General features: G+C 37.3%; 33 protein-coding genes and 3 pseudogenes. 25 read left to right on the forward strand and 11 right to left on the reverse strand.

The annotated features are described in order from the left end of the window. Positions 1-123: 123 nt before the first annotated feature. Positions 124-486, reverse strand: a complete 363-nt coding sequence (locus AC01GB_RS03340) for a helix-turn-helix domain-containing protein (RefSeq protein ID WP_474449801.1) — start codon at positions 484-486, stop codon at positions 124-126. A 385-nt stretch (positions 487-871) separates the two neighbouring features. Between AC01GB_RS03340 and AC01GB_RS03345 the strand changes: the two genes are divergently transcribed. Then, on the forward strand, positions 872-1,147 hold the full coding sequence (locus tag AC01GB_RS03345) for a hypothetical protein (RefSeq protein ID WP_474450446.1): 276 nt from the start codon (positions 872-874) through the stop codon (positions 1,145-1,147). A gap of 146 nt (positions 1,148-1,293) precedes the next feature. Next, complete coding sequence (locus AC01GB_RS03350) at positions 1,294-1,533, forward strand: DUF4145 domain-containing protein (RefSeq protein ID WP_474450449.1); 240 nt, start codon at positions 1,294-1,296, stop codon at positions 1,531-1,533. An 80-nt stretch (positions 1,534-1,613) separates the two neighbouring features. Here AC01GB_RS03350 and AC01GB_RS03355 read toward each other — a convergent pair whose 3' ends face one another. From AC01GB_RS03355 to AC01GB_RS03370, 4 genes are all read right to left on the reverse strand, one after another. Next, entirely contained in the window at positions 1,614-2,465 is an 852-nt protein-coding gene (locus AC01GB_RS03355; RefSeq protein ID WP_474449799.1) for an ATP-binding protein, read from the reverse strand. 1 nt (position 2,466) lies between these two features. Further along, a complete protein-coding gene (locus AC01GB_RS03360) occupies positions 2,467-2,640 on the reverse strand; it encodes a hypothetical protein (RefSeq protein WP_474450451.1) in 174 nt (57 codons plus the stop codon). Between the two features lie 667 nt (positions 2,641-3,307). Beyond that, a complete protein-coding gene (locus AC01GB_RS03365; RefSeq protein ID WP_474450454.1) occupies positions 3,308-3,454 on the reverse strand; it encodes a hypothetical protein in 147 nt (48 codons plus the stop codon). Positions 3,455-3,564: 110 nt separating this feature from the next. Continuing rightward, positions 3,565-3,891: a hypothetical protein gene (locus tag AC01GB_RS03370; protein ID WP_474450455.1), complete on the reverse strand. Its 327-nt coding sequence runs from the start codon at positions 3,889-3,891 to the stop codon at positions 3,565-3,567. A 1,236-nt stretch (positions 3,892-5,127) separates the two neighbouring features. On the opposite strand from AC01GB_RS03370, the gene AC01GB_RS03375 reads away from it, so the two are divergent. Then, the gene (locus AC01GB_RS03375; RefSeq protein WP_474449792.1) at positions 5,128-5,370 is read left to right on the forward strand and encodes a hypothetical protein; all 243 of its coding nucleotides are present in this window, start codon (positions 5,128-5,130) and stop codon (positions 5,368-5,370) included. Positions 5,371-5,558: 188 nt separating this feature from the next. Here the strand turns inward: AC01GB_RS03375 and AC01GB_RS03380 are convergent, their stop codons facing one another. Continuing rightward, the gene (locus AC01GB_RS03380; RefSeq protein ID WP_474450457.1) at positions 5,559-5,756 is read right to left on the reverse strand and encodes a Cro/CI family transcriptional regulator; all 198 of its coding nucleotides are present in this window, start codon (positions 5,754-5,756) and stop codon (positions 5,559-5,561) included. Between the two features lie 49 nt (positions 5,757-5,805). Between AC01GB_RS03380 and AC01GB_RS03385 the strand changes: the two genes are divergently transcribed. From AC01GB_RS03385 to AC01GB_RS03405, 5 genes are all read left to right on the forward strand, one after another. Further along, the gene (locus AC01GB_RS03385; protein ID WP_474450459.1) at positions 5,806-6,390 is read left to right on the forward strand and encodes a helix-turn-helix domain-containing protein; all 585 of its coding nucleotides are present in this window, start codon (positions 5,806-5,808) and stop codon (positions 6,388-6,390) included. Further along, a complete protein-coding gene (locus AC01GB_RS03390; RefSeq protein WP_474452314.1) occupies positions 6,387-6,518 on the forward strand; it encodes a hypothetical protein in 132 nt (43 codons plus the stop codon). The genes AC01GB_RS03385 and AC01GB_RS03390 overlap by 4 nt, the downstream gene beginning before the upstream one ends. Before the next feature lie 421 nt (positions 6,519-6,939). After that, positions 6,940-7,275, forward strand: a complete 336-nt coding sequence (locus AC01GB_RS03395) for a transcriptional antitermination N peptide (RefSeq protein WP_474450461.1) — start codon at positions 6,940-6,942, stop codon at positions 7,273-7,275. Between the two features lie 680 nt (positions 7,276-7,955). Next, complete coding sequence (locus tag AC01GB_RS03400; protein WP_474449786.1) at positions 7,956-8,402, forward strand: pentapeptide repeat-containing protein; 447 nt, start codon at positions 7,956-7,958, stop codon at positions 8,400-8,402. 15 nt (positions 8,403-8,417) lie between these two features. After that, positions 8,418-8,675, forward strand: a complete 258-nt coding sequence (locus tag AC01GB_RS03405; protein WP_474449785.1) for a hypothetical protein — start codon at positions 8,418-8,420, stop codon at positions 8,673-8,675. Positions 8,676-8,691: 16 nt separating this feature from the next. Here the strand turns inward: AC01GB_RS03405 and AC01GB_RS03410 are convergent. After that, positions 8,692-9,043 (reverse strand): annotated as a pseudogene (locus AC01GB_RS03410) (CCDC90 family protein). A gap of 317 nt (positions 9,044-9,360) precedes the next feature. Here AC01GB_RS03410 and AC01GB_RS03415 point away from each other — a divergent pair. The 17 genes and pseudogenes from AC01GB_RS03415 (at position 9,361) to fur (ending at position 21,256) form a co-directional block, all read left to right on the forward strand. After that, the gene (locus AC01GB_RS03415) at positions 9,361-10,146 is read left to right on the forward strand and encodes a BRO-N domain-containing protein (RefSeq protein WP_474449783.1); all 786 of its coding nucleotides are present in this window, start codon (positions 9,361-9,363) and stop codon (positions 10,144-10,146) included. Between the two features lie 63 nt (positions 10,147-10,209). Then, positions 10,210-11,019, forward strand: a complete 810-nt coding sequence (locus AC01GB_RS03420; RefSeq protein WP_474449782.1) for an antA/AntB antirepressor family protein — start codon at positions 10,210-10,212, stop codon at positions 11,017-11,019. A gap of 1 nt (position 11,020) precedes the next feature. Beyond that, complete coding sequence (locus AC01GB_RS03425; RefSeq protein ID WP_474449781.1) at positions 11,021-11,341, forward strand: hypothetical protein; 321 nt, start codon at positions 11,021-11,023, stop codon at positions 11,339-11,341. 196 nt (positions 11,342-11,537) lie between these two features. Next, positions 11,538-11,786 carry a hypothetical protein gene (locus AC01GB_RS03430; protein ID WP_474449779.1) on the forward strand — a complete coding sequence of 83 codons (249 nt, stop codon included), beginning with the start codon at positions 11,538-11,540 and terminating at the stop codon, positions 11,784-11,786. Then, the gene (locus tag AC01GB_RS03435) at positions 11,783-12,532 is read left to right on the forward strand and encodes a Sak single strand annealing protein (protein WP_474449777.1); all 750 of its coding nucleotides are present in this window, start codon (positions 11,783-11,785) and stop codon (positions 12,530-12,532) included. Before AC01GB_RS03430 ends, AC01GB_RS03435 begins: the two co-directional genes overlap by 4 nt. After that, positions 12,441-13,061, forward strand: coding sequence for a lambda exonuclease family protein (locus AC01GB_RS03440; RefSeq protein WP_474449804.1), 621 nt, complete (start codon positions 12,441-12,443; stop codon positions 13,059-13,061). Before AC01GB_RS03435 ends, AC01GB_RS03440 begins: the two co-directional genes overlap by 92 nt. Further along, entirely contained in the window at positions 13,013-13,453 is a 441-nt protein-coding gene (locus AC01GB_RS03445; protein ID WP_474450464.1) for a single-stranded DNA-binding protein, read from the forward strand. The genes AC01GB_RS03440 and AC01GB_RS03445 overlap by 49 nt, the downstream gene beginning before the upstream one ends. 15 nt (positions 13,454-13,468) lie before the next feature. After that, complete coding sequence (locus AC01GB_RS03450; protein WP_474449914.1) at positions 13,469-13,645, forward strand: hypothetical protein; 177 nt, start codon at positions 13,469-13,471, stop codon at positions 13,643-13,645. Between the two features lie 23 nt (positions 13,646-13,668). Next, complete coding sequence (locus AC01GB_RS03455) at positions 13,669-13,923, forward strand: hypothetical protein (RefSeq protein ID WP_474450373.1); 255 nt, start codon at positions 13,669-13,671, stop codon at positions 13,921-13,923. An 89-nt stretch (positions 13,924-14,012) separates the two neighbouring features. After that, positions 14,013-14,753: an antA/AntB antirepressor family protein gene (locus AC01GB_RS03460; protein WP_474450466.1), complete on the forward strand. Its 741-nt coding sequence runs from the start codon at positions 14,013-14,015 to the stop codon at positions 14,751-14,753. Between the two features lie 183 nt (positions 14,754-14,936). After that, a complete protein-coding gene (locus AC01GB_RS03465) occupies positions 14,937-15,830 on the forward strand; it encodes a DNA adenine methylase (protein ID WP_474450370.1) in 894 nt (297 codons plus the stop codon). Positions 15,831-16,278: 448 nt separating this feature from the next. Continuing rightward, positions 16,279-16,521 carry an excisionase gene (locus AC01GB_RS03470; RefSeq protein WP_474449909.1) on the forward strand — a complete coding sequence of 81 codons (243 nt, stop codon included), beginning with the start codon at positions 16,279-16,281 and terminating at the stop codon, positions 16,519-16,521. Continuing rightward, entirely contained in the window at positions 16,478-17,521 is a 1,044-nt protein-coding gene (locus tag AC01GB_RS03475; protein WP_474450468.1) for a tyrosine-type recombinase/integrase, read from the forward strand. Before AC01GB_RS03470 ends, AC01GB_RS03475 begins: the two co-directional genes overlap by 44 nt. Positions 17,522-17,599: 78 nt before the next feature. Continuing rightward, a pseudogene (locus AC01GB_RS03480) lies at positions 17,600-19,519 on the forward strand (type I secretion system permease/ATPase); the annotation flags it as partial. A 162-nt stretch (positions 19,520-19,681) separates the two neighbouring features. Further along, positions 19,682-19,963 carry a LexA regulated protein gene (ybfE, locus tag AC01GB_RS03485; protein ID WP_474450471.1) on the forward strand — a complete coding sequence of 94 codons (282 nt, stop codon included), beginning with the start codon at positions 19,682-19,684 and terminating at the stop codon, positions 19,961-19,963. A gap of 182 nt (positions 19,964-20,145) precedes the next feature. Next, positions 20,146-20,676 carry a flavodoxin FldA gene (gene fldA, locus AC01GB_RS03490; RefSeq protein WP_032116242.1) on the forward strand — a complete coding sequence of 177 codons (531 nt, stop codon included), beginning with the start codon at positions 20,146-20,148 and terminating at the stop codon, positions 20,674-20,676. Positions 20,677-20,836: 160 nt separating this feature from the next. Beyond that, a complete protein-coding gene (fur, locus tag AC01GB_RS03495) occupies positions 20,837-21,256 on the forward strand; it encodes a ferric iron uptake transcriptional regulator (protein WP_474450473.1) in 420 nt (139 codons plus the stop codon). Between the two features lie 125 nt (positions 21,257-21,381). On the opposite strand, the gene AC01GB_RS03500 is transcribed toward fur, so the two are convergent. The 4 genes and pseudogenes from AC01GB_RS03500 to nagE form a co-directional block, all read right to left on the reverse strand. After that, entirely contained in the window at positions 21,382-21,654 is a 273-nt protein-coding gene (locus AC01GB_RS03500; protein ID WP_474450475.1) for a hypothetical protein, read from the reverse strand. A 56-nt stretch (positions 21,655-21,710) separates the two neighbouring features. Then, a complete protein-coding gene (locus AC01GB_RS03505; protein WP_474450476.1) occupies positions 21,711-22,361 on the reverse strand; it encodes a hypothetical protein in 651 nt (216 codons plus the stop codon). Positions 22,362-22,572: 211 nt separating this feature from the next. After that, positions 22,573-24,237, reverse strand: a complete 1,665-nt coding sequence (gene glnS / locus AC01GB_RS03510) for a glutamine--tRNA ligase (protein ID WP_474450477.1) — start codon at positions 24,235-24,237, stop codon at positions 22,573-22,575. A 210-nt stretch (positions 24,238-24,447) separates the two neighbouring features. Then, positions 24,448-26,470: pseudogene (nagE, locus tag AC01GB_RS03515) on the reverse strand (N-acetylglucosamine-specific PTS transporter subunit IIBC). Positions 26,471-26,635: the final 165 nt, after the last annotated feature.

Genomic DNA, 26,635 nt, shown 5'->3' on the forward strand with positions numbered 1-26,635 from the left:
TCTCATTTTTATGCACCTGAAATTTTTACCTTTTGTCTAATTGTATCTGTGAAGTTACGAATTTCCATTCGGCTCAAGATAGGCACTTTGTATACAGAACCGCTCAAATCTTGAATCTCCCTATTACTTGTGTTTATTCCTATTAAGTAAATTTAAAAGTCTAGCAAAATCATCTTCGTTTAAGTCATCAAACTTTCTAGCGAAAGACATAGCGGCCTTTCTTGCATTGGTACTTTTGCCAGACAAACTTATCTCCACCGATTGCTGGGAATCTCTTGCTGCCTTTCTCAGGTTGATCGACTCTTCTTCATTTTTAGCAAGGTATGAGACAATATTATCTAAAATTTGCGGCGTAATAGCTCTTTTGCCCGTTTCGATTGAGGAAAGATAAGAAGATGTCATACCAATAGATTCAGCCATGCATTTCAAGTTAATACCTAAATCCATACGCATTATTCTTACAATTTTACCAAACGGTGTTAACATAATTTAACCTCTAATCTAACCAGTTGAGTAAAAATTATTTATACTCACACGTCATTATGTTTACATTAAAAAAAAATAATCAACTAAATTCTGTTAATTAATTTCTATTTAACTAATGTTTCATTAAAGTTAAAATGAACAGGCTCGCCACCATTCTTAACAATGGTTGCTTCGATTTGGTATTTCATAATTGTTTTCTTCAATTACCTTGTTCTTGACTCTTAACATTCTGTCCTGTTCAATGAGCTTGCCTATCATCGATAGGATAAATTTAATCTTTTGGTTATCGGATGTCGTTTCATAACGTTGTAACAATGCGAATTCCGGTCTTTCTGAATTTTTTAATATTGACGATATATCTTTTAAATATGGAGTTAAATTACTCATGGGAATGCTCTCTTTTGATATCACCTGCCCACATTGCCTTAAAGACAATGCAGTGTTAGTTGGGTTTAGTGAACACCGTAGAAATGATACAGATTTTTATGATATTCCATTTTATTGTAGAAGCTGTGAACAAACAGGTATTGCTGTTGTGCATTCTTCTTTTCCTAACGGAAGCCCTTATTCATATTGCATGCGTGAAGATATAAATATTGTCTTACCTCATGATGATTCAATTTTTAGATTGGATAAGATTTATCCTGAAAGTGAAAGCTAATACATGCCCTGAAAATTCACCTACTAGAGTAGCTAAATTTTTCATCGAATCGAAAGACGATTTACAGCGTCATCGCTATGAAACCTCCGTGATGAATTGTCGAAAGGTTATCGATATTGCAACCAAAGAACTTTTAGGGGACGAAAGTGAAAAATGAAAAACTATCTCAACGTATTTCCATGCTGCAAGCTAAAGATAGAATCACCGAACAAATGAAAAACTGGGCACATATTATTCGGATTGATTCAAATGGTGCTATTCATTCAGATGAAGAGTTTACTCAAGAAGAAGCGGAAGAAATACTCAATTTTACAGAGTTATTCCTGTTATATGCATTCACACTGCCTGCTATGGTTGAATCAAGAAAACATACTACTACATGTTAGGTCACATACCACCCTTAACAATGGTTGCTACGATGAGGTATTTCATTGGGGGTCCTGATACGAATAATTTAAGCGTAAGACTAAGCGGCTTTTTTGCGTGAACGGTAGCTTTCCCAAGTGAACGTGAGTGTACAACCCCCTCCGTCATTCATCCTGTCCATAACTCGCTCGCCAACAAAGGTTGCTAATTCTTCCTTGGGCAAATTACTAATTAATATCGTTGGCTTTAAGTCTTCATAACGACAGTTAATAATTTCAAATAAAATCATTTTTTCTACATCACTACCGAATTGGACACCCACCTCATCGATGATAAGCAGGTCTGGTGAAGCGTACATTTCAATCACATCTGACTCACGTTCTTCTGAATCCTTCGCCCACGTCGCCTTAAAATTTCGGGCAATTTTAATCGCTGATGTCAGCCTGACCGAAGCCATGAAGTTTTCGATAATCGATTTCCCTATTCCAATTGCCAAATGGTTTTTCCCTGTCCCTGGCTTACCACACATAACCAATCCGCCCCCCTGTTTCAATCTTTCAGGCCATTTTGCAGCATAGGACTTACAAACAGCTAAACACTGTCTGGCGTAACTATTGACAGGTTCATAGTTATCCAAAGAAGCCATATCAAACCGTTTCGGAACATTGAACAATCTTAGTAAATCAAGTTTGTCCTGATGAACTCGCTTGCGCTCAACCGCCCGCTGCTCCTGCTCTAGCGCTGTTATTTTTTCTCTCAGGCATTCAGGACATTCACCTTGTGTTTCTATCCCTCTCAAACTCAACAATTTTCGCTTGTAGGTTTGATATTCTCCGTGTTTCTCACAAGTGATAGTTATCTCCTGCACGACAGTATTTTCTATCACTTTCGGTTTTTGACGTGTTTCTTCCAACCGAGTTTTCAATGATTCTATTTTTGTTCGATAGTCCATGTTAAACCTCTGCCCATGAGGGAATTTCGGTTTGACCATAATCAAAATGCGAAAAATTAGTCACCATACCTGAAACCTTTCGAACAGGATTTCTTACAGCCTGTTTGTTCTGGTAATTCAGTTTCTGACTCGTGGTGATAAACCACTTCTTCGGTTTTTCGTGTCTAATACTCAATATCCAGCCTCAGTAATTCACTGGGCAGATCGAGATTAGGGTAAAGTTTTTGCCAATCGGCGAAGTCTTTGTGATTGAGTCGAATCACTTCACCTTCAAACGCATAACGAGAAATTTTTTCAATCGATTTTTTTCGAACAGTTTTTTGGGTGTTAAATCTTTAGGTTCTATGTTAGGTTCTACTGATAGATTCTGAGTACCGTTTTTGGGATGCTTCAAAGTACCGTTTTTGGGATGCTTCAAAGTACCGTTTTTGGGATGGTTACCAATTTCGGTACTGTTCCCATTTTGGTACTGTTTACCATCCCGTTTTTGGGATTGTTTAGTATCCCGTTTTTGGTACTCTTACTTCGGCTATATTTAACTGTAAAACTTTAACCTGCTTTGTTGAGCCTTTTTCTCTCGCCAGTATCGATTATTACCCCTTCAGCTATCATTTGGTTTATTTGTCGGCAGATAGTTTTTTTATCTAGTCCTGTATCATTGATCAGTCGTTGATGACTTGGTATAGCAGCGATGATGTTCGTCAGCTCTTTCAGTCATGCGCCAGTAATCAGCTAACTTTTGAGGAGCTTCTAGATTAATTCTGGCAGTGCTACCAACTTGTAGCTATTCTACTCATGGCTTGATTACCATCTAATGTGATTCTCATTGCGATGCTCTCGCCTTAAATTCTTGCACTCTGATACAAATGCGGTGTGCGAAACGCTTGCTTTTGAGCGGCTAACTCCGTGAAAGAGCCCATTGGGACTCTCTCTCGAATAACTGTTTCTTCATGGATATTTGACTGGTAAAATCGGCGTTTTTTTGGCATAATGACCTCGTTGAAATTGAAAGAAAAAAGGGAAATTTGGCGTTTCCCTTCTCCTTGAAATACTAACTAAACTCAAAGTTCGATATGATATTTGCAAGCTCCATTGTTTTTTAACTCTGGAGCTTCTTTTTCGGCCATCTCAAATGCTCCAGCATGTCTATCAGCTTGCGTATTTCTTCACCTGATATATTTGTAATAACAACTTCCTGTGTCGATGAATCAGGCACATTCACCACATGCCTTGGCAAGCCGTATTCTGAGACCACCTGACAGGCTAATTTAAAGATTCTGGTTTTATCCCGACTCGCTGTTGAGGGGTGAATCCCGAGTGATTTGGCAAACCCGTTATTACCGCCTTCCGAAGCCATCTTCTGGTAGAAGTAAGATTCTAAATGCTCAGGTTTGCAGGTGATTTTGATAGTTTTTGTATATTCCATGGTTATAATCCTTAAGTAATAAAATTCCCTACCTCGATATTCCTATGAGGTTTGTGAAAAGAATAATAGATAGAGTTAGATTGTGAGTGATTAAGTGGGTTCTGCCGCTTTAGCCATTTAGCAGGAATGCTATCCGGTCGCCCGATGGTATACCGCATCGTCTCGGTGGATTATGGTTATGAATTTAATTTGTTTATAAATCTTTGTGGGTACAAGAATTTGTATTTCGCTTATCTTTCCTTCATAGACATTGTGAGAGTTTGCTCAGCTAATTGCTAAAGACGCAGTTGATTGCCCTTTCTAATCGACTCAAGTTTCCTGCAATCACAGTTTATAGCGGTTGCAACTTGAATCAATTGTTAATTCATTTACAATTCTGATTTTTCGTAGTGGTGCTGCATAAAATCTCCTTAAATGTCGTTATGCGCATAATAATTCAACTTTAAAATATGTGTAAGACGCTTTGTATAAAACGCAAAAAGAATATTTAATTATTATATGAGTGTCAGGTACTAGAATTAGAGAACTTAGAAAAAAGAAAGGTATAACAATTCTTCAATTGGCTACAGCTATTAATAGCGATAGTGGGCAATATCGCTCGTCTTGTAAATGAAACAGAGCAACAGATAAAGTGCAAGATACTCTTTAAGAAATTGCATTAAAGCATTCAAGAGTACATAATCGTCTATATATTAATGGTAATTTGATGATGCTAGTAATTCTCTACATCGGAAAACAATCGAAAGTATAATAATCTTAACAGAAGCATCAAATCAGAACTACTTGAACTATATCGATAGCCTTCCAGAAGAAGAAGCTAAACAAGTTTTATCAAAGAAATGAGAGATAGAAAAACTCACTATGATATAATTTTTAATGAGATGCTAATGAAAAACGAGGTATAAGAGCTCCCTAAATTAATCTTCTTATCTCTATGACCTAAATATAATTCCTCATATTTTAACATTTAAATAAAAAACCTATAAATCAATAAAATGAAAATTCTCATGGTAAAAATTCTAATTGAATTTAATAATGCGCTTGACGCATTTGTCTTTACACATATTATTTGTGTATCAAAGGCAAACAGCCAGACGATTGAAAAAAGTGAACGGCGCACTCTAACGCACAGGCGGACGGCGTATCTCTTAAGAGACAATGTACCGAAGTGGCAGAACCCATTTTCCATTACAAACAGGACTATTTATTCATCTAATTTGTTAAGGGAAAAATATTATGAAAAAAACATCTGCTATATGCCCCGTATGTACTAAACGTTTCAATCCCAACAAATCTTACGAACACATCAAAGAATTCCACCCAACAGCAAGTGACTATCAATTAGCTATCATTCGTGATGTACGCCGTAAGTGCTATGGTCAGAGTAAGCCAGTGAAACATAAAAATGCGGCTTTACTTCCTCACACATCAATCTTTGCAGTATCACGGACAAGAGCGGCAAAATTAAGAGCTGCCTGACAATTTGATAGTCTTTGCAGCAATACTATCCTAAACTTAGTCCATAAGTTTCAGATAATAGTTATCCCTCCCGATGGGCTGGGTATTTAAAAATCTCCCAATTTCAGGGAGGCCAGGTTGTTAAAGAGCTGTTGTTTTTATATAAAGTCTAAATCTCAAAAAATTTACTTATTATAACTCATTAATTTTTATGAAAATACTCGTCTATTTTTTATATAAAAAAGAGTCATATTTAGAGCTTTTTCTTTAGTCAAGCGTTCTAATTGCATGGCTCTTTTTTCAGGGATAACTAATGGCCATCGTGAAACAGCAACATGTGTTATCCCTAATACTTTTGCGGTATTACGAACGCCTCCAAAGTATCTAATTACTTCATTCTTTTTCACTTCTTACCCCTTGAATTACTTATCTGAAAAAATGGTAACAGGAGTTACATTGATTTGTCAATACATGTTTACCATTATTAATGGTAACATTGATTACATGAAAACCAGCATTGGCAACCGCATTCGCGATAAGCGAAAAGAATTAAGACTCACCCAAAACGAGATAGCAAAAGCTCTGGGTGTAAGTCGCGTTTCAGTAACAAAATGGGAAAATGGAGACACAAAACCTGATGGAGAAAATCTTCATATACTGACAAAAGTATTAGCATGCAATATAGAGTGGCTGCTTTATGGCAAAGATTTACGCTCCGAAGATGATACAAAGTTATATCGCTTATCTTCTGCAACCTTTAAAAGGATCCCTTTATTAACAGGGGAGCAGATCGGCAAGTGGGATGGAATAACTCCTTTTGCTGAAATAAGTGACTTAACAGTTTGGAGTGAAGTCATGTCTGATGTATCAGCCAATGCTTTTATGATGTTAGTAAAAGGCGACTCAATGGCAAACCCTCACGGATCACCCTCAATACCAGATGGTTCTAAGATCTTCGTAATCCTAATTATGGTGATTTTGATAATCTCAATGGTAAGATTATTGTTATTCAGTTCGAGAACTCGAAAGAGCCAACCATAAAAAAACTATCTATAGATGGGCCTAATAAATATTTAATCCCTCTAAATCCTTCATTTAAAATAATTGAATTAGAAGGTAACTACACCATTAAAGGACGTGTTACTAAAATAATTCAAGAATTACAATAAAATAAAAATTAAAAGCTTCTTTAAAAGGAGCTTTTTTACCCATCAATACGTAATATAAATTACTTAACAGTTGACATTATTAGTAATTTAAGTTACATTAATCCCATCAACTCACTGCAACAGGCAAACGCCAAGACAATACCACGAGTTATCTTAAGCCGAGCCAGACGTTGCTAAGTAGCCAGCCTGAGGCATATGAACATGAAGGCAAGTGACGACACTTAAGCAGTACCGCTCTTTAACACCCTTTCGCTGAAAAAGCGTAACCATAAAACACCCAAACAGTCGGTTTTAGGGTGTGTGAAATAACCAAAATACAGTCATTAAGTTCAAACCAACACCAGGGAACTACCAATATGACTGTAAATATAATCCGGATACCTCCGGCACACACCACCAAAACCCATTGTCAGGAGGTAATATGTGTAACTTTCATGGTTATGATAATGCTCGTAGTCGTCGACATGAGCGTAGAAGAGCCAGGCAAGCAGCTTATGAATATAACAAAGCACTTAATATGGCATTGAAAGCAGCCTTAAATCCAAGCAAACCCTCTCAGCAACAAACAACACCAAACACCAAGCGCCCTCTCCTTTCTCTGAAAAGAAAAGTGATGAGTCGTGTAGAAAAAGCAATATCAATTCGTCCTACTAAAGTTTATGACGCATTTAATAACTGCTGTCTTCCTATTGCAGCTTTGTACACTTCTAGACGGTTTAACAATAAACCTAAAAAGCAATTTTGGAGTAACCGCTAATTGTTAAGATTATACGTCATATACTTAATTAGTGCTCGAGGTCTCATATGAGAAAAAATTATATAGTTAAAGATGAAATATTCATAAATGCTCTACTATTCATGCTTAAAAATAACAAAATTGAATGTAATCTATCCTATCTATCATCGAATACTTGGCGTTAATTATATTGCGCTTAAAGATAAAATAATGTTAGAAAAAGACTTCCCTAAACCTGTTTGTAACGATGGTGTTCAGATACGTATCTAAAAAATGGCTTCTTTATGATGTTATTAAATTGGGCCTTAAAAAACAAGGAACTGAAATGACAGTTAGCTCAAGTAATATAAAATCAAATATAACTAAATTAAAAAATAAAGCATCGTCACATAAATCCTTCTCACGTCGGGAAGATTGAATTATAACCGATTCCTTCACGTTGGGGAATGTGAAAAACCACTGCCGCCTGAAGTGGCAAAATAATCAGGCAATCAAATCAATTTCAGGATGTGTGAATGCGGCTATGCGCTCGTGGGACAGTCAACACACTATAAATTATCTTTCAATAGCTAAATATAGTTTGATTACGTTTACCCGTCCGTGATGACTGTAATCGGACACCAAGTGGCACTTGGCACACGTCCTACCTCATATACATAAGACCTGATTAGGTCTTTTTTTTGTTACCTAAAGGAAATGAAATGAATAACGATGAATTAAGAAAAATACTTGATGAACATAAAGTGTATATAGAATCGCTTGGTGAAAACGGATTCCGAGCCAACCTATGTGAAACTGACCTACGTGGAACCAAACTACGTGAAGCCGACCTATGTGGAGCCAACCTATTTGGAGCCGACCTATGTGAAACTGACCTACGTGGAGCCAACCTATTTGGAGCCGCCTTGCCAGAACAAACATATGTGATTTTGGGTGAAACCTATCCAATCTCAATCACAAATGGAGACTATTTGCATGCTGGATGTCAGCGTCATTCTGTAGAGAATTGGCGGCAATTTAGCAAAGCAGAAATCGTAGTTATGGGCGGTAGAAAAGCAATTGAATTCTACCCTCGCTTACTTGATATTTTAGACTTTTACTTGGGTAAAGGTGAACGACCTGACTGGTTAAACCAAACGGCGCAATAAGAAGGAGTACACATCATGAGATTGGACAATCCACGCATTGTCACGGCAAAGCACCCAAATATGGGCAATCTGGTTGGGGTGACTAACGGCAGTCGTGATTTAAGCGACTCAATATACTTAAGCAGTATTGATATATGGAATGACGACGACATGGAAACAAGAACTTTCAAAGAAATTATACAGTGCTTAACAAAAGAAAATAAGCGTCTTAAAAAAGATAATTTAAGACTGATGAAGATATACTGGGAAATTGGCGGGCTGTGCAGGATTTGAACCTGCAACACAGGGATTAGAAAAATTTTAGTATTGCCGTTGCCGCACTAATAGTCACAACGATTACACCCCCAAGTTTTAAAAGTAGTCCAGTAGCAATATGTTCAACATCCTTACGGACTAGTGCTATCTCAGAAGATAAATCTTTGCGGACGTTAGAAATCTCAGCCGATAAGTCTTTACGAACTATCTGTTATTTGAGTAGTTAAATCTTTACGTACATCTTCTAAATCTCTCTTGGTGGCTACATCAGCAACCTCATGTGACTTACGTACAGCAATAGAAATTGCTTTAGCCTGCTCTTTTGGCAAACCCGCATTCTCTAATGTTTCGACAAATTCTTGTGTATCAAATGCAACCTGACCCATAGGGAATCCTCCTTTTTGGTAAGTATAACTCAACATTAACCATTGACGAAAGAAGAAATCATGCGCTATAGTTTATCTGCATCTGCAAAATCAGATGTCGGGATTAGAACCCCGTGATTAGCAACCGCGACATATGCACGCCGCGAGCGTGTTTTTTAATGTCGTAATCTGGCCACAATTCAATGGTGGGCTGGATGGGGCAGCTGAAAAGCTGGCCGACGGTATGCTTCGGTAGTTCTAACCCTGTTCAGTTCACCGCCAATATAGAGATTAGAACCTCTTGGTGGTGGTAAATTAAGCAACCATCGGAGGTCATTATGACCACACTATCTATTATTCCATTCTCCTTTGAAATGCATGAAGTGCGTACAGTTATTTTGAGCGGTGAGCCGTGGTTTGTGGGTATTGATATATGTTCTGCTCTCGGAATCAGCAATAACAGAGATGCTTTAAATAAATTAGATAATGACGAAAAGACGACCGTCGCTTTAACCGACAGTCAGCCTGGAATAGGTGCTCAGCGTATTTCCTTGATATCCGAATCTGGTATGTTTACCCTAGTACTGCGTTGCCGTGATGCAGTCAAACAAGGAACGCTTCCTCATCGTTTTCGCAAATGGGTAACAAATGAAGTACTCCCATCTATCCGCAAAACAGGAAAATATGAGCATCCAAAATACCAACCCCACCCTGAAGCGCACGAAAAGTTCAGCAACAAAGATACCCAAAATCTCGCCCGTATCATTGCACTCATGACGCAAAACTTTCGTTTCAGAGATGCATGGAATAATGCTATCTGGTATGCATTAAGAGAAGTCACAGGCATTCCTTCACCTTATCCTATGGAAGTACGGCTAGTCCCTTCTATCGCCTCAGAATGTGAGCGTATCTGGCATGTAACAGAGCATCTGCAAGGTGTGATAGCCGATGCAGAAAAAACAGCGATTAAACGAATTATCCGCAAACGTGAAAATGCCGACAAAGTTATCGCTGAGATTGAAACTTTGTTATCTCAGGCTACACAGGATAATCAGCTAATGCTAAACGGTGCGCTATCAAACTGGCATAAAGCTGAATTGACTCACTTCCTCCAACGTCACTAAATAATCCTAACGCCCCTTTTTACAGGGGCAATCATTAATCAATTAACTTTGAGGGATATCCTTATGTCAAATTTAATCAACATCGAAACAAAAAATATCAATGGTGGATTAATCAAGACGGTTAATGCCCGTGATTTACATGTGTTTTTGGAAATTACTACACGATTTAATGATTGGATAAATAGGCGTATAACAGAATATGGTTTTGAAGAGAACATTGACTATATTATTGTTGAAAATTTGAGCTACTCAAATTTGAGTAGTGCAAAATCTCGCCAACGTCCAATGAAAGACTACTGCATCAGTATCGATATGGCCAAAGAACTATCAATGGTTGAGCGCAATGAAAAAGGGAAACAGGCAAGACAGTACTTTATTGAATGTGAAAGACAGGCAAAAACGGCTACCCATGTTATTCCACAAACACTTCCTGAAGCGCTAAGGCTTGCCGCTGAAATGGCCGAAAAGGTTCAACACTTATCGTTAGTTAATAAAGAACAGCAAACCGAAATCGATTGCTTAAAAAACCTGTTCCAGGTTGGTATGACACCCGTCCAGTTTTGCAAACAACTTAATGGCGTTAACATTAACCAGGTCAACCTTTTTCTCGAATCGCGCCATTTTCTCTACGATGCAGAAAAGGATATCAGCAAATCTCATGTCTGGCGTGTGCATTCCTATGCGAGAGATAAATATTTAACCGAATCCCCCTTCATCATGACAAACGATTACGGGCAACGTCAGTGTTACAAAATCGTTCTGCTCAAAAAGGGGGCTTCATGGCTATATCACCAATACCTCAAAGGTAAGCTACCCATGAAGAAAGACTGGAACGGCGAATTCACTCACAACAAATATAGTCAGGTGGCCTAAGATGACAATGAATCAGGACGTTATTATCGCGCGTATCATTGCCGCATCCAAAGATATTTTTGCCTGTGAAAAAGCCATCGTGACGCTGAAAGATATTTATCATTCGGCCATACGTCAATATTTGATTAAACATGGCGACCCCAGAGCGCATTGTGGTTCACTTCGCCCAGAAAAACCGGAATACGAAGGCGTCATCAAATATACAAATCGCCACTATAGGGCGTTAATGAAGAAAAAGCGTGAACTCTATAACGCGCATCGTCGCCACCGCAGAGCAACACAGGCACTACTCAAGCATCAATCAAAGAAAACGGACGAATAAAGACCGGATTCTACAAATTAATCACATCTGAATATCAATTAAGGGTTAAAAACATGAACCAGCTTAAACAGCAGGAGCTTCGCTATCGTTTAAATAGTGACAGCTTCGTTAAAAAAGATTCCATAAAAATTATCCCCACCTTGCTAATAATTTTGTTGGCAAGCCTCGTTTTACTGTTAGCAAGATAGGAAGTGATATGAACCCTTACGCCATGCAAGATTACGGGTACGAACAACAGCAGGAAATTGCTTATTGGGAAGACAGACTGGACGACGAAATCAGCGAACTTGTCCAGCCTGTTTATGACTGCCTACCTTCATCCGTCATGAGAAAACTCAGTAATGAGGATTTTGACGATATCTGGCAGGCGCTGTTTGACCATTTCAAAAATGAGCACATTCATCGATACAAAGCAATTCGAGCGCCTAAGAGGAAATATCTATGAGCGAAATACAACATACCGAAAAAGAAAAAAGTTTTCAACAGCAAGTTTGGGAAACGCTTTCTGCCATTAATGTTAACGAAAAAATAGAAAAGAAAAACGGACTTTCTTATCTCTCATGGGCGTGGGCGTGGGGCGTGTTAATGGCGCACTACCCAGAATCTTACTATGTCATTGAACCCATGAACTATAACGATGATGGCAGTGCCATGGTGTCATTAACCCTCACCATTAAACAGGGTGATAACGAATTTCCCCGCAAAATGTGGTTACCCGTTATGGATTACCGGAATCAGGCGATTTCTAACCCTAACGCCGTTGATATCAACAAAGCGCTGATGCGTTGCCTCACTAAAGCCATTTCGATGTTTGGATTAGGGTTTTATATCTATGCCGGTGAAGATTTACCCGAACAGGAAAAAGTCGTGATACAACAAGAACAGGCACAACAAAAAGCCCGTTACGAGCAATTAATCAAGGAATTAGAAACAGCAGCAAAAGGGGGTGTTGAGTCGATGAAAACCCATTGGCAACAGTTAACACTAGAAGAGAAAGAAATTATTGGCGAAGAAAACAAAATGGCGATTTATCGCAATATTGCAATGAAAAATGAGGCTCATCATGAAGCAGAAAACGGACGAATGGTTTCAGGCAAGACTGGGGAAAGTCACCGCCAGCAATTTACACAAGGTGTTATCCAAAGGCAAGGGGACAACACAACGAAACTACCTCATGCTGTTAGTCTGTGAAACCCTGACCGGACGACGAGAAGAAATTAAAACCAGTCAGGCGATTGAACGAGGCATTGCCCTCGAGCCTCAAGCCAGAACACGATATTGCCTTAATGAGTTTGATGTCACGGTCACCGAAGTAGGCTTTATTCCCCACCCGACTATTGCGCTATTTGGCGCCAGTCCTGATGGCCTGGTTAATGATGATGGACTTATCGAAATTAAATGCCCCAACACCACTACCCACATTGAAACCATTATTACAGGAAAACCTAAATACGAATACCTGTTACAAATGCACGGCCAAATGATGTGCACAGGCAGAAACTGGTGCGATTTTGTCAGCTATGATGACAGACTTCCCCCCAACCTTGCTTACTATAAAACCCGAATTATCAAGGATGATGATTTAGTTAACGAGATTGAACAGGCCGTTCAAATTTTTATTGAAAAATTAAAATCAGAAATCAACAGAATTAATCAAAAAGTGGAGGCATCATGGCAAACCAGAATCAGTGTCACTTTACCGGACGCATCGGAAAATTAGAAGTCCGCTATACCCAGGATAAAAATCCCATATCCGTATTTTCTCTCGCTATCAGCAAATCAAGAAAAGACAACAGCGGTCAATGGATTGATGACACCACATGGATAAACTGCAAGGCATTTAAGCAAATAGCCGAATATATTGACAAGCATGCACAAAAAGGCACATTTGTTCGTGTCACTGCCTCCTACAAGGAAAATAAATGGACAGACAAATCCGGTCAGCAAAGGATATCCCCCGAATTTTTAGTCAATGACGTTGAAATATTGGGCAACCGGAAAGAAAGAAAACCGCAGGAAAGCCAAGGTAAAACGGGTATACCAACCACTAACCAGCCAAACAGTAACGCTATTCATCAAGCTGATTTTGAAGACGAATATATCCCCTTTTAGACACAGGAGCCCATCATGTGGATTTTAATCCTGGCCATGTACGCCAGCCCTTATGCATCAAGCAACTTTGCAAGTGTTCATACACAGGAATTTGATACTGAAAATATGTGTCAATTCGCTGCTAAACAGTTTGAGCAGGAATTTGAAACTTTCAAGGATATCAACGCCAAATCGATTTGCGTTAAGAAATAAACTAATTTCATCGAGGTTCAATTATGAAACTTAACATCATTAAATTATTAATCACGACATTATTGTTTATTAGTGTAGCGTTTGCCTTTGAGCTGATAGTAGAACATCTATCCCATGTTGATACAACACCACCGGCAATATTCCCCGAGATCAAATGGGGTAATGAAGCATTGAGCGGATTACAGTTAGACGGAAAAGAGATGGAGGACATATTCGTACTGTTAGGCACTATGGCATTGATTTATATCATAATATTATGGCCTAAGCTAAAAAAGTAGTTCACACCAGAACGGCATTATCCCCCCTGATCAATATCGCTTAACAAACATCCATATTCATTCATCAATTAACTTTGAGGGATACCCTTATGTCAAATTTAATTAATATCGAAACAAAAAACATCAACGACGAATTAATCCAAACAGTCAATGCACGTGATTTACATCAATTTCTAGAAGTTGGCAAGGATTTCTCAAATTGGATTAAAGACCGTATTAAGCAGTACGGATTTGTGGAAAATATCGACTATATAGTTTTCGCCAATTCTGGCGAAAACCCCTTCGGAGGCCGTCCGGCAAAGGAATACCACATTTCCCTCGATATGGCGAAAGAACTTTCGATGGTTGAACGCAACGAGAAAGGGAAACAGGCAAGACAGTATTTTATTGAATGTGAAAGACAAATTTTACAGCCGTCATTACCGGGTAATTACATCGAAGCATTAGAAGCCCTGGTTATCTCTGAAAAGGAAAAATCGGTTATTACTGACCAAAGAGATGAAGCACTTCGGACAAAATCACAAATCAGTCGCACTCGTGAAGCTTCTGCAATGGGCAAACTTAGTGTGGCTACGCGTAAAAATAGAGAACTTACCGAACGACTAGGAGAAAGTGTTAAACATGCCACCATCACAGCCGTAAAGAATGCCACAGGGAAAGAATACAAGTTTACCCCACTTCGCAGATGGTGTCGTGAGAACCAGGTGGAAGCAACCGAAGTACCGGATATTCGTTATGGTCAGGTTAAGTCATGGCCTGCTGAATCATGGCTACAGGTATACGGTATCAATCTCAAATCGTTATTTGCTAATAGCCAACGTATTCACTAGAAATTGACAGCTGTTTGGTATTTCCGAGCAACTTTAAAAAAGACCAGCCCAAGGCTGGCCAACACCAGGGAAAATGTTGCTGTTAACCAACACACAACGGCAATAATATTACCAAAAATAATTCACAGATGATCAATTTTTAATCAAATTCACATTCATGTAATCAATAACCGGAGAAATCCTATGAATAATGATAGTAAAATACGAGGTATGACTATGTTATTTAATACCCCACTCAGATATCCCGGTGGTAAAGCAAAATTATCCAATTTTGTCATGAAAATTATTGAAAAAAATAATCTTCACGATCTACATTATGCAGAACCGTTTGCTGGGGGGGCAGGACTAGCATTAAACTTACTTACTAAGGGATATGCGAAGAAAATTTATTTAAACGATATCAACCCAGCTATTTATGCATTTTGGTATAGTATAATTAACCATACACATGATTTTTGCAAAAAAATTGAGAAAACAGATGTCACAATTGATGAATGGCATCATCAACGGAAGATTATGGTACATGCCAAATCTAGCAATATTTTCGAACTAGGATATTCAACTTTTTTTCTAAATAGAACTAACCGTTCTGGTATCCTTTTGGGAGGAATTCTTGGAGGAAAAGAACAAAAAGGTAATTGGAAATTAGATGCCAGATTTAATAAATACAACTTAATTGAACGAATTGAGCGAATATCAAAATATAAAAATAATATAATTATTTCTAATTTAGATGCCAGAGAATTTATACAAAAGACAATTAAACAATTACCAATAAATTCTTTAACATATTTTGATCCACCATATTATGTAAAAGGAAAAGGTTTATATGAAAATCATTACATACATGAAGATCATGAAGTAATTGCTAATATCATTCAGACTGAAATATCAACTCCATGGATTGTTTCATATGATAATGTAGAACCAATACAAAAAATGTATTCAAAATCTAAATTTTTATCATATGACATAAACTACAGCGTTCAAAATAAATACAAAGGCTCCGAAATAATGTTTTTTAGTAAACAATTAAATTTTCCTGTAGAAAAATATCCCACAAAAACAAAAATATAAAATGATACGTTAATAATTTTAGAAAAATTTATCTTTTTAAAATCAATTTATTACATTATTATTTACGCGGGTTCAACTCCCGCCAGCTCCACCAAATTTGCATCTTAAACAATAAAAAATCCGGTATTTACAATAAGTTACGGGGTTTTTATGTACTTTACAGTCTGATTTGATCCCCTCCAAACTAATTCTTTTCGGGTCATTAATAGAACCCGACGAAAAGATCTAATGTTTCTGTTGAATCTAAAAACACAGAGCAACCACTCTGGTAATACCAAAACAAAGCATCAAACAGCGCAGCAAATAAATCCTAATACTCTTCCCCACAAATCATATGCCCTGACCTAACAAAGCACGAAGATAAACTTTTCGCTCTTCGTTATTGGTTTTCTGTGGGGCAATGAAGCGCCTGAGAATAGTGTGAGTTTTTGAATGAGGATAAATAAACATGATTACTTTAGCGGAATGGAACGCTCGAAGGGACAGGCCACGCCGAATGGATACCGTCAGAATTTGGGCAAGAAATGGACTAATTCAGCCCCCACCCATCAAGGACGGTAGAGAATACCTTGTCGAAGAATACGCCGTCAAAGTCAACAGTCTTAACGAAATTAGCCATCAGAGTTTGTTATTACGAAGGATAGGTCATGACCAGAACCAGAAAAATAAAAAATCGGGATTTGCCCCCTAACCTGTACAAAAGAAACGGGTATTATTCCTATAGAGACCCGCGTACACGGAAAGAATACGGTTTGGGTAGAAACAAAGCCTATGCAATTAACGAGGCTATCAGTGCTAATCAGTTATTACTCAATACAGAGAAAGTAAAACCTCTAACAGAAAGGATTGATGGACAAGGAACTGTCTATTTCCATGAATTTTTAGATAGATATGAAGAAATATTGAAAACAAGAGGATTAAGAGAAAAAACATTAAAAGATTATAAGCAAAGAATAGGCGTAATTAGAAAAGGATTTCTAGATACGCCTATTCAAAACATAACAACAAAAAATATTGCGGATTTTCTACATCCTTTTATTCATGAAGGAAAAACAGCAACAGCAAAATTATTGAGAGCATCATTAATTGATTATTTTAAAGAGGCATTAGCAAGCGGTTTAGTGCAATTAAACCCTGCTGAGCTAACAAAAACTCCAAAAATTAAAATTCAAAGAGCAAGATTATCCCTCAAAGATTTTAATGCTATTTTAAACTTTATCAATGACGATAATCATTGGTTAACGCATGCTATGAAATTTGCTTTAGTTACCGGTCAGCGGGTATCTGATATCTCAAAAATGAAATGGCAAGATATTCATGATGATAAGTTATGGATTACTCAACAAAAAACTGGGGCTAAAATAGCTATTTCTTTAAAAGTTGAAATAATAGGTATTAAACTATCAACTATATTAAAAATTAACAAAAACAACTCAGAATATATTATCAATGATTCTGATAAAAAGGTTTCAATAGAAAAAATATCAAAAGGATTTGCCAAGGTAAGAAATCAAACTAAATTGTTATGGGATGGAGTACCGCCCTCTTTTCATGAAATTAGGAGTTTATCAGCCAGACTCTATACAGAAAAAATGGGCGGTGAATTTGTTCGTAAATTATTGGGTCATAAGTCAGCCGAAATGACGGCTAAATATCAAGATGATAGAAATGATAGTTGGATTGAAATTTAAAAATTTATAGTGATTGAATAGTGAATTATAGTGATAATCGCATCATAACTATATGATATATTTATTTTTTTATTCAATCCTGCTATAATTGAAATAGAAGGCGTATGGTGGATATTTACCAATATAACGCAACAAATTATTGAAGTAATAAATCCGTGTTCAGAGAAAACATTAACTTTTCCTCATTATAATAAGCCCAAAAAACCAATCAAATTTAAAGTACTGCTCGTGGCGGAAAAAAAATTAACTGCTAAAAAAATCAAGTTTGGATTAGATTGGTTTTCCCCTTCAGTTCTTAGGCAAAAATAAACAACTAAGAGATATTTTTATACTCGCCAGTGTTGTACAAATATTTGCCCTTACTCACCCAATTCTTTTTCAACATCTGATTGATAAAGTCTTGGTAGGACGTAGCCTAAATAGCTTACATGTTTTAGCATTTGCCATTGTCTCATTAGCAATAGCCGAACCTATTTATAGTTTTATTCGTAATAAAATTTTTAATCATACCTCTGGCCAAATTAATGCTGAATTATCCGGCCGCTTATATCGTCATTTATTAGGACTGCCGCTTGACTATTTTAAACAGCGACAAACAGGGCAAATTATTGCCCGAGTTCGTGAGATGGCGCAAATTAGGCAATTTCTCACTGGCTCAACATTAATGCTGTTTATCGATCTATTTTTTGTCACATTATTTATTGTCGTGTTATTCAACTACAGTGCCCAACTTGCTGGCATCGTCGTTGGTTCATTGGTTATCTATTTTATCTTTTGGCTATTAATTGGCCCGATTATTCGTAAACGGGTAGAAAAAGAGTATGAAGCTCAAGCCGATAATACCACTTTTCTTACTGAAACAATCACGGGTATTGAAACCGTTAAAACAACCGCCACCGAGAATAGGTTTTTACAACGCTGGCAAAAAATCTTAAGTCACCAATTACAAAAAAGCTTCCAAGTGCAAAAAAGCAGTATCATTGCCAGTCAAATTATTACACTGATCAATAAAATAACTACCGCTATTCTATTATGGTTTGGGGTTAAAGCCGTTATGCAAGGCCAACTTAGTCCTGGAGAATTAATTGCTTTTAATATGCTTAGCGCACATGTTACTCAACCGAGCCTTTGTCTGGCACAAGTATGGCAAGATTTTCAGCATACCCTTATCGCACTTAAACGTGTTGGTGATATTCTTGATGAACCTACTGAATTTGGCCAAAAGGGATTAGCCAATACAGCATCTATTAATGGTAATATTGAACTTAATCATATCAGATTTCGTTATGCTAACGACATGCCAGAAGTATTGCAGAACCTATCCTTGTCAATTAAGGCCGGACAATTTATCGATATCACAGGCCTTTCAGAATCAGGAAAAAGTACCTTAACAAAGTTATTACAACGACTTTATGTTCCTCAGCAGGGTCAAATTACTATTGATGGTATGGATCTAGCTGTCGCCGATCCCGTAGCTTTACGTCTTAATATGAGTGTAGTACTTCAAGAAAGTATTTTGTTTGCAGGCTCGATAGCAGTAATATCCGCTTAAGCCAACCCGCAGCTTCTGACGAAGCCATGACCCAGGCAGCGCAAATAGCAGGCGCACTGGATTTTATTCAACAACTTCCTCAAGGTTCCAATACGCAGTTAGCAGAGAGAGGTATGAATTTATCAGGAGGACAACGGCAACGTATAGCACTTGCCCGACCCCTGTTAACACAACCACGTATTTTAATTCTTGATGAGGCCACTTCTGCACTAGATTATGATTCAGAAGCCGCTATCATGAAAAATATGCATTATTTGTCTGCTGGTCGAACTGTTATTAGTTTTGCCCATCGCCTCAATACCATTCGTCATGCTGATAAAATTTATGTGATTAATGAAGGTCAAGTGATTGAATTCGATAGCCATGATAATCTATTCAAGTTAAATGGGTTTTATGCTCAACTCTGGCATCAACAAATAGGAACAATGACAAAAATTAACGCTTAAAAATAACGCCAGTCGCCAGTTTACTGGCTATTGCTAACTTCAGTTACTCACTAATAGGCTGCTTTATCAATTGAGTATATTTTATATGTTAGTAGCGATAGTTATCATGCTAGGATATGATTGGTTTAAGTAACTAGCAAATTTCCATCAACATTTAAATTTATGGCAAAAGAGCAGACTGATCGCACAACCCGGGATTTATTCGCCGATGAGCCTAGACCAGGGCGTCCAAAAACCAATCCTTTATCTCGACATGAACAATTAAAAATTAATAAACGTAATCAGTTAAAACGTGCTAAAAGCAAAAGTTTACGCCGTGTCGAATTAAAAATCAATAAGCGTGCTGTTGCGGCATTAAATATGCTAGCTCAAGAACAAAAAATAAGCCGTAGTGAATTAATAGAACAAATATTGCTGACACAATTAGCAAAGAAAAACCGATGAATTGCAATTTTACTGGTTTATTTTGCCTAAAACACACAAAATTGACAGAATTATGCAGTTATTTTCGTCAAAATAACGGTCATTTAATTATTTATTAATCAATCGTTATTATCTTTGCTATTACTACTGTTAATAACGATAAGATTACAACTCAAATTAAAATTAAGAGGTTTATTTACTTTATGGCAATCATAGGTATCTTCTTCGGCAGTGATACTGGCAATACAGAAAATATTGCCAAAATGATCCAAGAAACCCTTGGCGGCGCCGATATTGCTGAAATTCATGATATTGCTAAAAGCAGTAAAGAGGATATTGAAGCATTTGATATTTTACTATTCGGTATTCCTACCTGGTATTATGGTGAAGCACAGTGTGATTGGGATGACTTCTTTCCGACATTAGAAGAAATTGATTTTACCAATAAGCTAGTAGCTATTTTTGGTTGTGGCGATCAAGAAGATTATGCGGAATATTTCTGTGATGCTATGGGTACTGTGAAAGAGATTATTGAACCTAACGGTGCTATCATTGTTGGCCATTGGCCAACAGAAGGTTACCACTTCGAAGCATCAAAAGGGCTCGCTGATGACTCTAACTTTATTGGCCTGGCCATTGATGAAGACAGGCAACCGGAACTAACCGCTGAGCGAGTGGAAAGCTGGGTAAAACAAATATCCGAAGAGCTAAATTTACAAGCTATTATCGATTGATAGCTGTCAATATTTTTTGTATATGATAATTCCTGCAAATTGTGTAATGATATTATGACAATATATAATTGTAAAATTAGTTTTAAATAAACAGTATACTACTGTTAACGATGTTTTGATATTATTGAATTGACTGCTAATGCAACAAGGTAGGAGCCGCATGACCGACAACAATAAAGCATTGAAGAATGTAGGGCTTAAAGTAACACTTCCACGTTTAAAAATTTTAGAGGTATTACAAGAGCCTGAATGCCATCATGTCAATGCGGAAGATCTCTATAAAAAACTCATTGATATGGGGGAAGAGATTGGCCTCGCAACGGTTTATCGTGTTCTAAATCAATTTGATGACGCGGGTATTGTTACTCGCCATAATTTTGAATGCGGTAAATCGGTTTTTGAGTTGACACAACAACATCACCATGATCACTTAATTTGCTTAGATTGTGGTAAAGTCATTGAATTCAGCGATGAATCCATTGAGACACGACAAAAAAATATTGCGGAACGTCATGGCATCAAGCTCTCTAATCACAGTCTCTATCTATATGGACATTGCTCCAAAAAAGAATCATTGTGATGAAAACGATTTGGGCCACCCTGCCCGCAATAGTAAAGAAGAAAAATAACCCAGCCTATTACTATTTTTGTTATTAATCAGTTAAAAATAAAAGGAGAATTGCAATCCAATTTTTCCTTTTATTTTCAATTTTGTAGCGCATAAATAAGACTATGCTTGACATAATTTGAATGTGTCGCTAAAAAGTTGTCTTTTTTGTTCGTTGCTTGGGGAATAATATTAATTTTACCAATATGATCAACCGCAAAAAATTTATCCATCTTCGGAATAACATCACCTTCGACATAATGATGATTGATATTATGCATAGCCTTCTCTAAATCTAAACTACCATGTTGCTTTAACAAATCGCGCTGTAAACCTCGGCCAAATTGAGCACTGCTAAAACATTCCGCCAAAATAACATTTTCTTTGCTAGATAGATACCTTCAGTGCTGCATAAGCAGCTAAACCATCACCTAATGAATGACCACTGGTTGAAAGCCTGTATCCATTCCCCATCCATTTGAACCAGTTGTTGCAGATTATGCATTAATTGCGCAGCCTGCTTATAGCAAGCTGGAACACCGCCAAATACATTATGAACATTTGCCTCGCATTGCTTAATAAAATTATTAATATTTTTTATATAACGCGGAGCTCCACCGCTCACTCCATGACCGCTGGTTGTCCCACCAAATACCAATCGAATTTTCCGCTCAAACTTATTGTGAAAGATATAAGCCACCAATCCAGTATGACTATCTTCTAATAGACCATCTTGTGGATAAAGTTTTATATTAGTCATTTTAGACACAAACCTTGCCAATTCACGATCAATTCCCCACCGGGTTGCTTCTAAAATTGTAAAGTCACGATTGTAAACAAAATCAGCCAATAGAGCATTATGATAACTTTGCTCACTGCTGGCTTTATCTATTGGAAAACTTAATTTTTTACAAGTATGCAAACCCTTTAATGGTCTTTTTTGTACCGATATAAAGGCATCACTGTTATAAATACTTTTTAATGGACTGGTGAAATTGATCTTAGGTGATATCGTTTGCAGTTCTGCTTGTAAAACCGCTTTTTCTATTGGAAGAGATGAATTAATAAACTGAAGCATGATATAACATCCTTGTTAGTAACCAATTGATTTTTTTGATAAGGATATTGACTACATATTTTTTTGACTTGCTCTAAACGAATAAAAATTTATAACAGAAAGTCATTTTTCTGTTAATAAAAATATCTCGTGAACAATAATGCCGATATTTTTTAATAAAAAGCGTGGCTATAAACCACGCTTTTACCATAACTCTTAACGGGGTAATTTCTTAGCTTGCTATTTTTGCCCAACTATCTCTTAAGCCTACAGTGCGATTAAATACCAGCTGCTTAGCAGTATGATCATGGCTATCAGCGCAAAAATAACCCTCGCGTTCAAACTGATATGCTTTTCCCGGTTGAGCGGTAATTAAACTTGGTTCAATAAACCCATACCGAATCACTAAAGAATCAGGATTAATGGTAGCTAAAAAGTCCTCTTCTGCGGCAGGATTAGGCACAGTAAATAAGCGATCATACAATCGGATCTCTGCTGGCAAGGCATGTGATGCACTGACCCAATGGATAACCCCTTTGACTTTACGTCCATCAGCAGGATCTTTATTTAATGTATCAGCATCATAAGTACAATAAATCGTGGTAATGTTGTCTTCTGCATCGTTATCAACCCGATTAGCTTGTACAATATAAGCATTTCGTAAACGCACTTCTTTACCCAAAACTAAGCGCTTATATTGCCGATTAGCTTCATCACGAAAATCAGCTCGGTCGATATAAAGTTCCCGACTAAATGGTACTTGTCGAGTGCCCATCTCAGGTTTATTAGGGTGATTATACATCGTCAGCATTTGCTCATCAGCAGACATATTTTCAATCACTAACTTTATGGGATCCAATACCGCCATTGCCCGTGGTGCATTTTCATTTAGATCATCACGAATACAAGATTCCAATGCTGCCATTTCAACAGTATTATCTTGCTTAGTCACGCCAATACGCCGACAAAATTCACGAATCGACGCTGCCGTATAACCACGACGACGTAAACCTGAAATGGTTGGCATTCTGGGATCATCCCAATTTTCAACCCTATTTTCCGCCACTAACTGATTTAGTTTACGTTTTGACATCACCGTATAGGCAAGATTTAGACGCGAAAACTCATACTGCCTTGGATGACAATCAATGGTAATATTATCTAATACCCAATCATATAACCGGCGATTATCTTGAAATTCCAGGGTACAAAGTGAGTGGGTAATCCCCTCCAATGCGTCCGAAATACAATGAGTAAAATCATACATTGGATAAATACACCATTTATTACCCGATTGGTGGTGTTCAGCATATTTTATCCGATATAACACCGGATCGCGCATGACAATAAAAGAGGATGACATATCAATTTTAGCACGTAGACAGGCCTTTCCTTCTTCAAATCCACCCGCTCGCATCTTGTCAAATAGCTGCAAATTCTGCTCAATAGTACGATCACGATATGGACTATTTTTACCTGGCTGCTTTAAAGTTCCGCGATATTCACGAATAGCATCAGGACTTAATTCATCAACATAAGCTAAGCTCTTTTTAATCAGCTCAATAGCATATTGATATAGGTCATCAAAATAATCTGACGAATATTTTACGTTACCACTCCAATTAAACCCTAACCACTTCACATCTTCTTGAATAGAATTAACATATTCAACATCTTCTTTAACTGGATTAGTATCATCAAAACGCAAATTGCATTGACCCTGATAATCCTCTGCAATACCAAAATTCAGACAGATTGATTTGGCATGACCAATATGTAAATAACCATTAGGTTCAGGTGGAAAACGGGTATATACATGAGTATGCTTACCTGTAGCCAAATCTTCTTCAATAATCTGGCGAATGAAATTTGTTGGGCGAGTATCTGCCTCATTCATTGTCATAGTCCTCAATGCAAAAGCATGTTAATAACGCTTTTATCATCTACCATATCCTAATTAGAAACAACCGTTTATTAACATATATTATTAGGCTTTATTTAATCAATAAAAAGCTCATAAAGGAAAAACGGGAGGTTCATAACCTTTCCCGTTTTTATTCATTATTAATTATATGGTTATCATATCAAATCATAATGATAAAACACATTACTTCAATACATCATAAACTGGTGTTACTCCAGCGATTACTTCACCAGTTGCAACTATTGTCAATCCCTGATAATCATCAATATTACTGATAACGACTGGACTTATCATTGACTTAGCATGCTGTTCCAAATAATCGAGATCTAATTTCAGGATAGGCTGACCTACCTTTACATCACTATTTTCTTCAACTAAACGCTCACAACCCTGCTCTTTTAACGTTACAGTATCAATACCCATGTGAACGATCACTTCAACACCTTCATTCGTCTCGATGCAGAAAGCATGATTGGTAGCAAAAATTTTCACAATCTTGCCCGATACAGGCGCTAATACCTCACCACTCGTTGGCTTAATCGCTAAAGCATCACCGACAATACGGCTAGCAAAAGCTTCATCCGGAACTTCATCAAGGGAATAAATTTCACCACTAACCGACGCTACCAGCGTTAAAATTGTTTGCCCCACATGCTTATTTTTTTACTTTTACTGCTAACTGTCGATTATATTTCTCAACAAAATTTAACGGTGAAACAACTTCTCGGGCGGCAATCTTTTTCATTGCTTCCGCAATCATTTCTGCTCGGGTTCCAACAATAATTTGCACACTATGTTTATTTAAACGAATGATGCCTGATGCACCCAGTTTTTTTACCAAGTCATCATTAACAATATCAACGGCTTTTACACCTAAACGTAAACGAGTAATACAGGCATCGATTACTGTTAAATTATCGGTTCCGCCCACCGCCGCAAGATATTGGTATGCTTCATGGGTAATATCTTTAGCACTGGTGGTTATATCTTTGTCATAATCATCAACGGCTTGATAGTCGTTTATTATTTCACGACCTGGGGTCATTAAATTGAACTTATTAATCGCAAAACGAAATATGACATAGTATAAACAAAAGAAAATTACCCCGAGGAAAATCAACATATACCAATGCACTGCTAATGGGTTATGGCTCTGCAGTAACATATCGACTAAACCAGCACTAAAACCAAAACCCGATATCCAGTGCATTGCAGCTGCAATATAAACAGAAAATCCAGTTAATAGAGCATGAATGACATAAAGAACCGGCGCTACAAACATGAATGAGAATTCGAGCGGCTCCGTGATCCCAGTAAAAAAGGAGGCGAAAGCACCTGCCATCATGATACCAGCGACTTTTGCTTTATTTTCAGGACGAGCACAGTGATAAATGGCCAATGCCGCACCAGGCAAACCAAACATCATGATAGGGAAAAATCCAGCTTGATAACGCCCAGTAATACCTTTTTCGGCTAAACCTGCAGCTAACGATTTAGCACCAGCCAGAAAGTTAGGAATATCATTAATACCCGCCACATCAAACCAAAATACTGAATTTAATGCATGATGTAATCCAACCGAGATTAATAGACGATTAAAAAAAGCATAAATACCGGCACCTAATGAACCCAAATCTTTAATATTTTCACCAAACAGTACTAATGCATTATAGATAAATGGCCAAACATACATCAGAACGAAAGATAACAGGATCATCAAAAATGAAGTCAATATAGGTACTAAACGGCGGCCACTAAAGAACGACAATGCTTTCGGTAACTCGACACCGCTATAGCGATTATAAAGTTCCGCCGCCAATACACCAACCAATATCCCAACAAACTGATTATTAATTTTACTAAATGCTGCAGGAACTTGCTCGATAGCAATACCCATAATCATCGAATAAGCCGCTGGTGAACATAGGGTTGTTACCACTAAAAAACCGACAAAACCGGTTAATGCTGCCGAACCATCTTTATCTTTTGATAAACCATACGCAACGCCAATTGCAAATAATATTGACATATTATCTATAATTGCTGAACCTGATTTAATCAGTAAAGCAGCAATAGTACTATTAGCTCCCCAGCCATTAGGATCGATCCAATAACCGATCCCCATTAAAATCGCAGCGGCAGGCAGCACAGCGACAGGCACTATCAAAGCACGGCCTATTCGCTGTAAATAACTTAACACATTCATTATGTTTTCCCCTTGAATAACCTCATTACTGAGATCTTATTGCTAAATATTATAAATATTCAATTTTTTGCATATATTATCATTAAGTCACTCACACCCAATTATTTTACATCACAAATTACATTTAATATTAATTAATTGTTTTGTTATAATATTAATATCAAA

This window comes from Candidatus Arsenophonus phytopathogenicus (genome assembly GCF_056113345.1).

Coding starts and splice junctions, on each gene's coding strand:
- AC01GB_RS03340 (WP_474449801.1), bottom strand. CDS start 486: ATGTTAACACCGTTTGGTAAAATTGTAAGAATAATGCGTATGGATTTA.
- AC01GB_RS03345 (WP_474450446.1), top strand. CDS start 872: ATGGGAATGCTCTCTTTTGATATCACCTGCCCACATTGCCTTAAAGAC.
- AC01GB_RS03355 (WP_474449799.1), bottom strand. CDS start 2,465: ATGGACTATCGAACAAAAATAGAATCATTGAAAACTCGGTTGGAAGAA.
- AC01GB_RS03365 (WP_474450454.1), bottom strand. CDS start 3,454: ATGCCAAAAAAACGCCGATTTTACCAGTCAAATATCCATGAAGAAACA.
- AC01GB_RS03370 (WP_474450455.1), bottom strand. CDS start 3,891: ATGGAATATACAAAAACTATCAAAATCACCTGCAAACCTGAGCATTTA.
- AC01GB_RS03375 (WP_474449792.1), top strand. CDS start 5,128: ATGAAAAAAACATCTGCTATATGCCCCGTATGTACTAAACGTTTCAAT.
- AC01GB_RS03395 (WP_474450461.1), top strand. CDS start 6,940: ATGTGTAACTTTCATGGTTATGATAATGCTCGTAGTCGTCGACATGAG.
- AC01GB_RS03400 (WP_474449786.1), top strand. CDS start 7,956: ATGAATAACGATGAATTAAGAAAAATACTTGATGAACATAAAGTGTAT.
- AC01GB_RS03405 (WP_474449785.1), top strand. CDS start 8,418: ATGAGATTGGACAATCCACGCATTGTCACGGCAAAGCACCCAAATATG.
- AC01GB_RS03415 (WP_474449783.1), top strand. CDS start 9,361: ATGACCACACTATCTATTATTCCATTCTCCTTTGAAATGCATGAAGTG.
- AC01GB_RS03420 (WP_474449782.1), top strand. CDS start 10,210: ATGTCAAATTTAATCAACATCGAAACAAAAAATATCAATGGTGGATTA.
- AC01GB_RS03425 (WP_474449781.1), top strand. CDS start 11,021: ATGACAATGAATCAGGACGTTATTATCGCGCGTATCATTGCCGCATCC.
- AC01GB_RS03430 (WP_474449779.1), top strand. CDS start 11,538: ATGAACCCTTACGCCATGCAAGATTACGGGTACGAACAACAGCAGGAA.
- AC01GB_RS03435 (WP_474449777.1), top strand. CDS start 11,783: ATGAGCGAAATACAACATACCGAAAAAGAAAAAAGTTTTCAACAGCAA.
- AC01GB_RS03445 (WP_474450464.1), top strand. CDS start 13,013: ATGGCAAACCAGAATCAGTGTCACTTTACCGGACGCATCGGAAAATTA.
- AC01GB_RS03450 (WP_474449914.1), top strand. CDS start 13,469: ATGTGGATTTTAATCCTGGCCATGTACGCCAGCCCTTATGCATCAAGC.
- AC01GB_RS03455 (WP_474450373.1), top strand. CDS start 13,669: ATGAAACTTAACATCATTAAATTATTAATCACGACATTATTGTTTATT.
- AC01GB_RS03460 (WP_474450466.1), top strand. CDS start 14,013: ATGTCAAATTTAATTAATATCGAAACAAAAAACATCAACGACGAATTA.
- AC01GB_RS03465 (WP_474450370.1), top strand. CDS start 14,937: ATGAATAATGATAGTAAAATACGAGGTATGACTATGTTATTTAATACC.
- AC01GB_RS03470 (WP_474449909.1), top strand. CDS start 16,279: ATGATTACTTTAGCGGAATGGAACGCTCGAAGGGACAGGCCACGCCGA.
- AC01GB_RS03475 (WP_474450468.1), top strand. CDS start 16,478: ATGACCAGAACCAGAAAAATAAAAAATCGGGATTTGCCCCCTAACCTG.
- ybfE (WP_474450471.1), top strand. CDS start 19,682: ATGGCAAAAGAGCAGACTGATCGCACAACCCGGGATTTATTCGCCGAT.
- fldA (WP_032116242.1), top strand. CDS start 20,146: ATGGCAATCATAGGTATCTTCTTCGGCAGTGATACTGGCAATACAGAA.
- fur (WP_474450473.1), top strand. CDS start 20,837: ATGACCGACAACAATAAAGCATTGAAGAATGTAGGGCTTAAAGTAACA.
- AC01GB_RS03505 (WP_474450476.1), bottom strand. CDS start 22,361: ATGCTTCAGTTTATTAATTCATCTCTTCCAATAGAAAAAGCGGTTTTA.
- glnS (WP_474450477.1), bottom strand. CDS start 24,237: ATGAATGAGGCAGATACTCGCCCAACAAATTTCATTCGCCAGATTATT.